11 protein-coding genes are annotated in these 9,631 nt (G+C 65.8%); 8 read left to right on the top strand and 3 right to left on the bottom strand.

Annotation, left to right across the window (positions count from 1 at the left end; translation table 11 throughout):
- Nucleotides 1-153 precede the first annotated feature (153 nt).
- A complete protein-coding gene (locus M3C25_RS05910; RefSeq protein WP_375545101.1) occupies nucleotides 154-1,047 on the top strand; it encodes an IS3 family transposase in 894 nt (297 codons plus the stop codon).
- A 118-nt stretch (nucleotides 1,048-1,165) separates the two neighbouring features.
- Here the strand turns inward: M3C25_RS05910 and M3C25_RS05905 are convergent, their stop codons facing one another.
- A complete protein-coding gene (locus tag M3C25_RS05905; RefSeq protein WP_259855325.1) occupies nucleotides 1,166-1,432 on the bottom strand; it encodes a hypothetical protein in 267 nt (88 codons plus the stop codon).
- 450 nt (nucleotides 1,433-1,882) lie between these two features.
- Here M3C25_RS05905 and M3C25_RS05900 point away from each other — a divergent pair, with 450 nt between their 5' ends.
- From M3C25_RS05900 to M3C25_RS05875, 6 genes are all read left to right on the top strand, one after another.
- Complete coding sequence (locus tag M3C25_RS05900) at nucleotides 1,883-3,079, top strand: IS110 family RNA-guided transposase (protein ID WP_259855324.1); 1,197 nt, start codon at nucleotides 1,883-1,885, stop codon at nucleotides 3,077-3,079.
- Nucleotides 3,080-3,361: 282 nt separating this feature from the next.
- Nucleotides 3,362-4,003 carry an ABC transporter permease gene (locus M3C25_RS05895; protein ID WP_102160884.1) on the top strand — a complete coding sequence of 214 codons (642 nt, stop codon included), beginning with the start codon at nucleotides 3,362-3,364 and terminating at the stop codon, nucleotides 4,001-4,003.
- Nucleotides 3,996-5,435 carry an ABC transporter ATP-binding protein gene (locus M3C25_RS05890; protein WP_102160886.1) on the top strand — a complete coding sequence of 480 codons (1,440 nt, stop codon included), beginning with the start codon at nucleotides 3,996-3,998 and terminating at the stop codon, nucleotides 5,433-5,435. The genes M3C25_RS05895 and M3C25_RS05890 overlap by 8 nt, the downstream gene beginning before the upstream one ends.
- Nucleotides 5,432-6,181, top strand: a complete 750-nt coding sequence (locus M3C25_RS05885) for an ABC transporter permease (RefSeq protein ID WP_102160888.1) — start codon at nucleotides 5,432-5,434, stop codon at nucleotides 6,179-6,181. The genes M3C25_RS05890 and M3C25_RS05885 overlap by 4 nt, the downstream gene beginning before the upstream one ends.
- A complete protein-coding gene (locus M3C25_RS05880; protein ID WP_102160890.1) occupies nucleotides 6,178-7,206 on the top strand; it encodes a glycine betaine ABC transporter substrate-binding protein in 1,029 nt (342 codons plus the stop codon). The genes M3C25_RS05885 and M3C25_RS05880 overlap by 4 nt, the downstream gene beginning before the upstream one ends.
- A 73-nt stretch (nucleotides 7,207-7,279) precedes the next feature.
- Entirely contained in the window at nucleotides 7,280-7,525 is a 246-nt protein-coding gene (locus M3C25_RS05875) for a hypothetical protein (RefSeq protein WP_102160891.1), read from the top strand.
- On the opposite strand, the gene M3C25_RS05870 is transcribed toward M3C25_RS05875, so the two are convergent.
- Entirely contained in the window at nucleotides 7,512-7,811 is a 300-nt protein-coding gene (locus M3C25_RS05870) for an amphi-Trp domain-containing protein (protein ID WP_102160893.1), read from the bottom strand. The two genes, M3C25_RS05875 and M3C25_RS05870, sit on opposite strands and share 14 nt — an antisense overlap.
- Nucleotides 7,812-8,097: 286 nt before the next feature.
- Here M3C25_RS05870 and M3C25_RS05865 point away from each other — a divergent pair, with 286 nt between their 5' ends.
- Entirely contained in the window at nucleotides 8,098-9,105 is a 1,008-nt protein-coding gene (locus M3C25_RS05865) for a baeRF3 domain-containing protein (RefSeq protein ID WP_146004296.1), read from the top strand.
- Nucleotides 9,106-9,116: 11 nt separating this feature from the next.
- Here the strand turns inward: M3C25_RS05865 and ribH are convergent, their stop codons facing one another.
- Nucleotides 9,117-9,605, bottom strand: a complete 489-nt coding sequence (gene ribH, locus M3C25_RS05860) for a 6,7-dimethyl-8-ribityllumazine synthase (protein WP_102160897.1) — start codon at nucleotides 9,603-9,605, stop codon at nucleotides 9,117-9,119.
- Between the last annotated feature and the right edge of the window lie 26 nt (nucleotides 9,606-9,631).

Genomic DNA, 9,631 nt, shown 5'->3' with positions numbered 1-9,631 from the left:
CTCCGGCAACACTGAGCGCCGTAAGCCTGGACCGACTACCGATGAGAAGTCCCAGCTGGCTGCTGCCAACCGCAAGATCCGACGCCTGGAGCAGGAGCTAGAGGTGATGCGCCGGGCTGCGGCCTACTTCGGTCAAGCTCAGATTCGGTCAAAATGAAGTACCCGCTCGTACGCGATCTCGCCGCTGCGGGAATCCCTGTGGCGGTGACGTGTCGGGTGCTGAAGATCGCCCGCCAGCCCTACTACCGGTGGCTGGCCAACCCCATCAGCGATACCGAGTGGGAAGAGGCCCACCGGCTCAATGCCCTGATCGATGCTCACCGAGAGGATCCTGAGTTCGGGTATCGATACCTGGCCGATGAAGCAGAAGCAGCCGGCTACCCGATGGCCCACCGCACCGCCTGGCGGCTCTGCCGCTCTCAGGGGGTGTTCTCGGTGATCAGCCGTCGGCGCAAGGGTAAGGGCACTCGCCCCGGGCCACCGGTTCACGATGATCTAGTGGCCCGGCAGTTCAGCGCCGTGAAGGCTCTGAACGAGGTGTGGCTGACCGATATCACCGAGCACCACACCGGTGAGGGAAAGCTCTATCTCTGTGCGGTCAAGGACGCCTGCTCACGGCGGATCATCGGCTACAGCATCGATAGCAGGATGAAGGCCTCGCTGGCGGTACGGGCACTGAACAACGCCATTGCCAACCGGGCCCGCACCGGGGCTGAGGTGGCCGGATGCATCGTCCACAGCGATCGAGGATCGCAATTTCGAGCGAAGAAATTCCTCCGCGCATTGGAATACCACGGCCTAGTCGGATCCATGGGTCGAGTCGGTGCCGCCGGGGATAACGCAGCCATGGAATCCTTCTACAGCCTGTTGCAGAACAACGTGCTCGACGCGCAGCCGTGGCGGACCAGGGAAGAGCTGCGGATGCGGATCGTCTCCTGGATCGAGAGGACCTATCACCGAAGGAGGAAGCAGAAGGGGCTGGAGAAATTGACCCCGGTCGCCTACGAGGAGAAACTACTCACGCAGGCGCTGACGCTAACGGCCTGAACAGGAAACTGCATCTGTCACCCGTTCCTGCATCAGCCCCCAGCGTCGGTGTGCCGATGCGCTCCCGCAGCCAGGTCAGCGCCTCTGCGCGCGCTGCATCGGAAACTCCGCCTGCTGCTTACGGTTCAACCGCAGTTTTGGCTGCCTGCGGTTCAGCCGCAGTCTCGGCGAAGCCAGCATCGGCGAGAGAGTGCAGCGCATCGACCTGAGTGTCGATGTTGTCACGGCTGTCGGCGCGCACCCGTTCGAGCACGACGCCGAACATCTCCTCATACCCCTGCAACTGTGCCCGCTCGAGCGCGCTGAGGGACTGCTCGAAGGCGCAGAACCGGGTCCGGTACGCCCCAGCAGGCGTCGGCGCGGAAGTCTCAACTGTCGCCGTCATCGCCGTCGCTTCCCTCCGCTTATCGATGCAGTGGTTCCATCACACCACGAGGCACGGACAACGTGGGCTGACCAGGGACAACGCCGAATCATGGGCGCAAGAGCGACCGTGCCCGCCACCGCCGTCCGCGTCATGCCCATCACCCCTCTGTCCAACTGGAGCCCTCAGGACTCTCCTTCCTTGCTTCCATCACAGCACGAGGCACGGACGTTGATACTTGTAAGGGGCGGGATTCCCGGCGTGACCCGGGCACGGACTGGCTCTGCTTGCTGCGATGCCGTTGTGATGATCAGTCCGCTGGGAGCCTCGTCTTCACCGAAGAGAACCAGTCGGTGGGGACATGACCTTATAGGAGCATGACTCCGCTACACCGGAGTCTCGTCAACGTCCTGTCTGCCCGACCGACTGGCCCTCACCCCCTACCAGTCCAACGGAAGAGGCACTTTCATCATGACAGGATCAGCTGCGAATGTGTACGCCGGTATCGATACGCATCAAGGCACTCATCACGTCGGCATCGTCAGTGAAGTCGGAAGGAAACTCGGTGACTGCGAGTTTCCCGCAACTCGGGCAGGCTATGCCGATCTGCTGTCTTTTGTCCTGACCTTCGGTACGGTCATCGCGATCGGTGTGGAAGGAACGGCGTCCTACGGGGCTGGGATCACCGCGTATCTGAGGGATCAGGGAATCACTGTCAAAGAAGTGATCCGCCCGAATAGGCAAGTGCGTCGGGGTGGAAAGTCTGACCCCATCGACGCTTATGCTGCAGCTAAGACGGTCGCTGCCGATGGGGATAGCCTGCCGATTCCCAAGCTCCTCGGCGGGGCTGTCGACGGGCTCCGGATGATGCTTAAGGCCCGGGCCACGGCAGTCAAAGCGCGCACCGCCGCGATCTCCCAGATCGTTCATTTCCTCACCACCGCCCCAGCTGCAGTACGGGAGGAATACACCGGGATGAAAGACCGTGATTTGCACGCGGTATTAGCGGCATCCGCTCCCGAGCCTGACGATCATCTGTGTGTGGCGCTCAAGCGTCTGGCCAGGCGCATCGAGTTCCTCAACGAGGAAATCACCACCGCTGATGACCAGATCGCTGCCCTGACAGCAGATGTCGCCCCAGCCCTAGCAGCGGCGAAAGGCATCGGCCCGATCTCGGCGGCAAAACTGCTCGTCACTGCCGGTGAGAATCCCGAACGAATCACGTCGAAGGCTGCTTTCGCTGCCCTGTGCGGGGCCTGCCCGCTACCGGCATCATCAGGCAAGACCATCCGGCACCGGCTTAACCGGGGAGGAGACCGGCAAGCCAACAGCGCGCTGTACGACATCGTCAAGTGCAGAATGTCCTTCGACCAGCGCACCCGAACCTATGTTGCACGCCGGCGGCAAGAAGGGAAAACAACCAAAGAGATCATGCGCTGCCTCAAACGCTACGTCGCTGCCGAGGTTTACGCCCTCATCATCGATCCGCCAGCAGTACCAGCCACTGACGATCTGCGCCCGCTACGCCTTGCACACAAGCTGTCCCTGACCGATGTCGCGCACCACTTCAACGTGTGGCCAGCAAAGGTCTCAAACATCGAACGAGGACAATCCCGAGATGACGACTTCACCCACGAATACCGCCGGTATCTCCTCCAAATCGCTTGACAACCTATAGGAGCATCATTGCTCGCTCACCAGCAGATATACACTCGACGGGTGCTGCGCAAGGGGCTGGCAGACCCGAGCCAGCCACCACCTCGGCAGACCTGACTCAGCCGCCACCTCGGCAGCGGAGGCCCCCATCGGGGCAACGGCGCCCCCTCGGGAGCGGCAGCCACCCCAGCAGACCCCGCAATCGGCAAGGCGGCCTGAGATTATCCACCGGCAGGTGTAGACTCGCGGACCAAGGGCACGATCCACTGACGGCAGCCGAGGGGAGCCACACACGTGTGGGAGTACTTCACGCAGCGCTCTGACCAGATCCTCTTCGCCTCCTGGCAGCATTTCAGCCTCGTGGGCCAGAGCCTCCTGCTCGCCACCCTCATCGCGGTTGTCATCGCCGTGCTGTCGTACCGCTCCTCAGCGCTGACCGCAGCAGCCAACAGCGTCTCGGCGATCGGCCTGACGATCCCGTCGTTCGCACTCGTCGGCCTGCTCATCGCCCCGGTCGGCTTCGGTGTCATCCCCGCCGTCATCGTCGTGACCTTCTACGCCGCCCTCCCGATCCTGCGCAACGCCCTCGTCGGGCTCGCCGGCATCCCCGGCGACGTCGTCGAATCCGCCCGCGGAATCGGCATGAGCCGCCTGCGCACCCTGCTGACCGTCGAACTGCCGATGGCCTGGCCTGTCATCCTCGCTGGCGTCCGCGTCTCCGGGCAGATGGTGATGGGCATCGCGACCATCGCCGCCTACTCACTCGGCCCTGGCCTCGGCGCGTTCATCTTCTCCGGCCTCGACCGCCTCGGCGGCGCGAACTCACTCGAATCCGTCGTCATCGGCGTCCTCGGCGTCATCATCCTCGCCTTCATCCTCGACCTGCTGCTTGTGGCAGTCGGCCGCTTGACCATCCCGAGGGGTATCCGTGTCTGAGAACCACCGCACTGCATCCACCGCTCCCGAGGCGGCCGGCACCGAGCATGAGACCGGCACCCAGGGCGTGTCGATCACCCTGGAGGGGATCACCAAACGCTACGACTCGGGCAAGCCGCCGGCTGTCGACGGGCTGAATCTGGAGATCCCGGCCGGTTCGATCGTGATGTTCTGCGGGCCGTCCGGCTGCGGGAAGACGACGACGCTCAAGATGATCAACCGGCTCATCGAACCGACGTCGGGCCGGGTGCTCATCGATGGTGAGGACGTCACCGACCTCGATGCCGACAAGCTGCGCCGCCGGCTGGGCTACGTCATCCAGGCCGGCGGGCTGTTCCCGCACATGACGGTGGCCAAGAACATCGGACTGGTGCCCAAGATGCTCGGCTGGGATGCCAGCCGGATCCGCGCCCGCGTCGACGAGCTGCTCGAACTCGTGTCCCTTGACCCGGCCGCCTACCGCGACCGGTTCCCGCGCGAGCTCTCCGGCGGCCAGCAGCAGCGCGTCGGTGTTGCCCGCGCGCTGGCCGCGGACCCGCCGGTGCTGCTCATGGATGAGCCGTTCGGTGCGGTCGACCCGATCACCCGCCAGCGGCTGCAGGATGAGCTCATCGCCATCCACTCGGAGCTGAAGAAGACGATCGTGTGCGTCACCCACGACTTCGACGAGGCCGTCAAGCTCGGCGACTGGATCGCGATCTTCCGCGAAGGCGGCATCCTCGCCCAGTACGACTCACCTGAGAGGATCCTCGCCCAGCCGGCGAACTCCTTCGTCGAGGACTTCATGGGCGCAGGCGCCGGGCTCAAGCAGCTGTCCCTGTCCCGCCTCGATGACGTCGAGCTGACTGATCCGGTCCGTGTGCGTGCCGGGACTCCCGCCGCCGAGGCGGTGGAGACGATGCGGGCGGCAGGAGAGGACTATGTGGTCGTCGTCGACGACCAGGACCGGCCCGTCGACTGGCTCATCGCCAGCCAGCTCGAACGTCTCACCACCCTGCCGACGCAGGTGAATGAGGACCTGCCGGTGGTGTACAACCGCGCCTCACTCAACGACGCGCTCGATTCGATGCTCGTGACGACGACGTCCTCGGCGATCGTCGTCGGCCGGCGCCGCCAGATGCTCGGGCTCGTCACCGTCGACACGATCATGGACGTCATCTCCGGGCTCAACGGCCGTGCCCACAACACCGCCGCGCAAGCCCCGCGCGGGGCGAACACGCCCGAGGAGTTCGAGATCCCGGCAGACGACGGGCGCACCGGCCGCAACACCGACGAGGCGATCGCAGCCAAACAGCGCGAAGACCCGGCCGCTGCTGATGCAGACGACGCCGGTGACGATGTGGCTGGCCACGAGACGGCACGCCCCACGCCCGCCGGTGAACGTGCCGATCGTCCGGCCGGCGCGCACCGTGCAGACGAGGACCGGCCATGAGCACCCTGACCGTCGGACAGCGCCGGGACCTCCGCGACCTGCTCGTGCAGGCCGGGCTCATCGTCGTGGCCTTCGGCGTGCTCATCTGGTGGCTGCTGACCACCGACCTCACCGAGGTCGAATCCTCCACTCTGGCACCCGGCGCGGTCTGGTCGCTGACCGTGGAGCACCTGCTGCTCACCGTCATATCCGCCGTCATCGTGCTCGCCGTGGCGATCCCGCTCGGCATCCTGCTCACCCGCCCAGCCCTGCGCCGGGCCGCAGGACCGGTCATGGCCGTAGCGAACATCGGCCAGGCCGCCCCGGCCGTCGGCATCATCGTGCTCTTCGGGTTCTGGCTCGGCTTCGGCCTGCAGGCCGCGATCGCAGCACTCGTCGTCTACGCGCTGCTGCCGGTGCTGCGCAACACGATGGTCGGCCTCACCCAGGTCGACCGGCAGCTCATCGAAGCCGGCCGCGGCATGGGCATGAGCGCTGCCGCCGTGCTCTTCCGCGTTGAACTGCCGCTTGCGGTGCCCGTCATGCTCTCCGGCATCCGCACCGCACTCGTCCTGCTCGTCGGCACCGCCACTCTGGCGACCTTCGTCAACGGCGGCGGACTCGGCCTGCTCATCACCACCGGGGTGACGCTCGACCTCACCCGGGTGCTCATCGCCGGAGCCATCCTCGTTGCCCTGCTCGCCCTCGTCGTCGACTGGACCGGACGCGTCGTCGAACTGGCCGTACGGCCGAAGGGACTGGCATGACACCCCACCCGATCATCACCCCAGCCAGCCGCACACGCACGAGGCTCGGCCGCCTCGGCGCCGGGATCGCACTGCTGAGCACCCTGGCGCTCGGTGCCTGCGGACTGCAGCCCTCGGCCGCCTACATCCCGCCGGTGAACCCCGGGTCGATCGAGGAGATCCCCGGTGCCGCCGACGGAAAGGTCTTCACCGTCACGAGCAAGAACTTCACCGAGGCGGTCATCCTCGGCAAGATCTCCGTCATCGCCGCCGAAGCAGCCGGGTTCAGCGTCAAGGACCTCACGAACGTGCCCGGCAGCGTCTCGGCCCGCAAACTCATGACGAGCGGGCAGGCCGACCTGACCTGGGAGTACACCGGCACCGCCTGGCTGACCTACCTGAATGAGGAGGAGGGCATTGCCGATCCGCACGAGCAGTGGCAAGCCGTCCACGATGCCGACCTTGCCAACGGCCTGACCTGGGGACCGGCTGCCGAGCTCAACAACTCCTACGGTATGGCGATCCGGCCCGACGCCCCCGGCGAGCTCGGCGCGGTGACGAAGATGTCGCAGCTGGCCGATCTCAAACCGGAGGACCGCACGATCTGCGTGGCCGCCGAATTCAACTCCCGTCCCGACGGGCTCACCCCGATGCTCGAGGCCTACGACATTCCGCGCGGGGAAGCCGACGGCACACCGGAGGACAACATCGGCATCTACGACGCAGGCCCGATCTACTCCGCAACGGCCGCCGGGCAGTGCAACTTCGGCAATGTCTACCTCACCGACGGCCGGATCAAGGCGATGGGCCTCGTCGTCCTCGAAGACGACAGGCAGTTCTTCCCCGCCTACAACGCAGCCCCCGTGTTCTTCACTCAGACGCTCGAGGAGTACCCGCAGCTCGAAGAGGTCTACGCGCCGATCGCCGAGAAGCTCACCACCGAGCAGATGCAGGAGCTCAACCGGCAGGTCGACGTCGACGGTGACGACCCCGTCGACGTGGCACTGCGCTGGATGGTCGACGAAGGCTTCGTCACCGAACGGTGACCCGGCGGTCAGACGGTAGGCTTGTCGCCGGCTCGTGACGGAAGGAAGCGGCTTGTGACGGAAGGAAGCAGCGATGTTGGGTCTGAATCTCACCGAAGGCACGGTGCTCATCATCTGGCTGATCGGCATCGCCTGCGCGGCTGGCACCCGGCGCGAACCCGGTGACACCGCCCGCTACCCGCTCACTGTCATGGCCGCGCTGTTCGCCCCGATCATCGGTTCGGTCTATGCGGTTGTGCGGTTCTTCCAGGTGCGGGCACGCCACCGGCAGCAGCGCGGACTCGGCCGCGCGAAGGACACAGAGCTCAGCCGAGAGTGAGCGGCTCGTCTGCTGCGATCGGGCCGTCCTCGCCGACCCGCCAGGAGATCTCGACCTCCACCTCGCGCTTGGTGCCCTTGCTCGGCTTCTGCTCAGTCGCCGGCTTGTCCTCGTCGACGACCTCGACGGACAGGCGCACCGAGCTCGGCATCTCCAGCCGGGTCTCCTCAGCACCCTGACGGAACATGAGCGTGCCCTCGGCGATCTGGTCGGCGAGCTGCTGGAGCAGGTCGGCGAGCTCGTCGCGGCTGCGGATCTCTTTGGTCTTGAGGTGAACGGTCTTCACAGTGACATCCCTTCAGTAACAGGGCGCCGGCGCAGATGCCGTGACAACGGCGAAAAAGCGCGCAACCGGCTGGATATCCATCGTATCGGAGTCCGCATCTGCGGGATACGGGCGCCTTGAAAGCAGAATCAAAAGGTCTCGCCTGCTGGCGCCAGTTCACAAGTGTGACCTGCGTCGCTAAGCTCTGTGTATGGACGTCACTCATACTCTCGGTTCATTTGACTACGTTGACCCAACTGATCTCAAGAGGATGGCTGAGGCCTCAGGGCCCAAGGTGACCATCCTGATGCCGACATCGCGAGCGGATCACCAATCCCGCGAATCCTCCACCCGGCTCAAGTCGCTGCTCGATGAGGCGGGCCGCAAGCTCGCTGAGACCGGCGTCGAGGCGAAGGAAGCCAAGGAGATCCTCGGCCCGCTCAACGACCTCGTCAACGACGGCCCGTTCTGGCGTCATCAGGCCGACGGGCTGGCTCTCTACGCAGCCGCGGGCATGACGCTGACCTACCGCCTCGGTGTGCCGCTGAGCGAGCACGTCAGCGTCGGCGAGTCGATGACGGTCCGCCCGATCGCCCCGGCGCTCGCACAGTCCCATGCCTTCTACATCCTGGCGATGTCGCGGAACAAGGTGCGCCTGTTCGACGCGACGAAGGACTCGATCGTCGAACTCGACCTCGGTGAGACCGTGCCGCAGAGCATGGACGATGTCGTCGACCCCGATGAGCGGCAACGGCAGCTGCAGAGCCGGTCGATCGGCGGCGACCGCGCCATGTTCCACGGCCACGGCGCCGGCGGTGAGGTCGACCGGATCTTCGTCGAGAAGTTCGTCAAGGCTGTCGGCGAAGGTGTCGGAACGCTGCTCGGCAAAGCCCGCAGCCAGCCGCTGATCCTCGCAGCTGTCGCTGAGGCGATGCCGCTGTTCAAACCCGTGTGCACCTACCCGGCGCTGCTCGACGAGATGGTCACCGGCAACCCCGACGACCGTACGCCCGGTCAGCTGCACGCCGATGCGTGGGAGGTCGTCATGCCGGCCTTCGCTGAACGCGACGACGCAGCCTACGCCCGCTTCGCTGATGCGCAGGGCACCGGCCGCGGCGTTACCCAGACCGATGTCATCCGCGAGGCAGCCGCCGAGGGGCGGGTCGACACGCTGTTCATCAACCCGTCGCTCTCTGCCTCAGAGGGCAGCGGGGATGTCGATTCCGCGATCCTGTCGACGCTGCAGAACTCCGGCACGATCGTCATCATCTCCGACGGCCGGGTCGAGAACGTCGCAGCACTGATGCGGTACTGACCCCCGGCCGCTCAGGCGGTCCTGATCTCTGTCAGAGCGGCGAGTGCGGCAAGGGCTGCGCTCGCCGCTTCGTGTCCCTTGTCCTCCCGTGAGCCCGGCAGCCCGGCCCGGTTGCGAGCCTGCTCGTCGTCATCGCAGGTCAGCAGCCCGAACCCGACCGGTGTGCCGGTCTCGGCCGCCACCTTGGCCAGCCCGTCGGTGGCGGCCCGGCAGACGTAGTCGAAGTGCGGGGTGCCGCCGCGGATGACGACGCCGAGTGCGACGACGGTGTCGAAGCGTTCCGCCGCCGCACGGGCCAGCAGCGGCAGCTCGAAGCTGCCCGGCGCCCGGAAGACGCTGACCTCCATCCCAGTCGTCTCAGCTGCGGCCTCGGCGAGGGCGCGCTGGGCGCCGGCGAGGAGCCCGTCCATCACCTCGGTGTGCCAGGAGGAGGCGACGATCGCCACGCGGGTGCCCGGTGCGGCCTGCGGCTTCATCGTCGGTGCTCCGCTCGATGCCATGATGTGATCCCTTCTCTCAGTGTTCG

It is taken from the genome of Brevibacterium luteolum, assembly GCF_025147615.1.
Classification (GTDB): domain Bacteria; phylum Actinomycetota; class Actinomycetes; order Actinomycetales; family Brevibacteriaceae; genus Brevibacterium; species Brevibacterium luteolum.
This window is presented reverse-complemented; position numbering and strand designations above follow the sequence as displayed.

Excerpts from the sequence above, each read along its gene's own strand:
- M3C25_RS05910 (WP_375545101.1), top strand. The coding sequence starts at position 154 with ATGAAGTACCCGCTCGTACGCGATCTCGCCGCTGCGGGAATCCCTGTG.
- M3C25_RS05905 (WP_259855325.1), bottom strand. The coding sequence starts at position 1,432 with ATGACGGCGACAGTTGAGACTTCCGCGCCGACGCCTGCTGGGGCGTAC.
- M3C25_RS05900 (WP_259855324.1), top strand. The coding sequence starts at position 1,883 with ATGACAGGATCAGCTGCGAATGTGTACGCCGGTATCGATACGCATCAA.
- M3C25_RS05885 (WP_102160888.1), top strand. The coding sequence starts at position 5,432 with ATGAGCACCCTGACCGTCGGACAGCGCCGGGACCTCCGCGACCTGCTC.
- M3C25_RS05880 (WP_102160890.1), top strand. The coding sequence starts at position 6,178 with ATGACACCCCACCCGATCATCACCCCAGCCAGCCGCACACGCACGAGG.
- M3C25_RS05875 (WP_102160891.1), top strand. The coding sequence starts at position 7,280 with ATGTTGGGTCTGAATCTCACCGAAGGCACGGTGCTCATCATCTGGCTG.
- M3C25_RS05865 (WP_146004296.1), top strand. The coding sequence starts at position 8,098 with ATGCCGACATCGCGAGCGGATCACCAATCCCGCGAATCCTCCACCCGG.
- ribH (WP_102160897.1), bottom strand. The coding sequence starts at position 9,605 with ATGGCATCGAGCGGAGCACCGACGATGAAGCCGCAGGCCGCACCGGGC.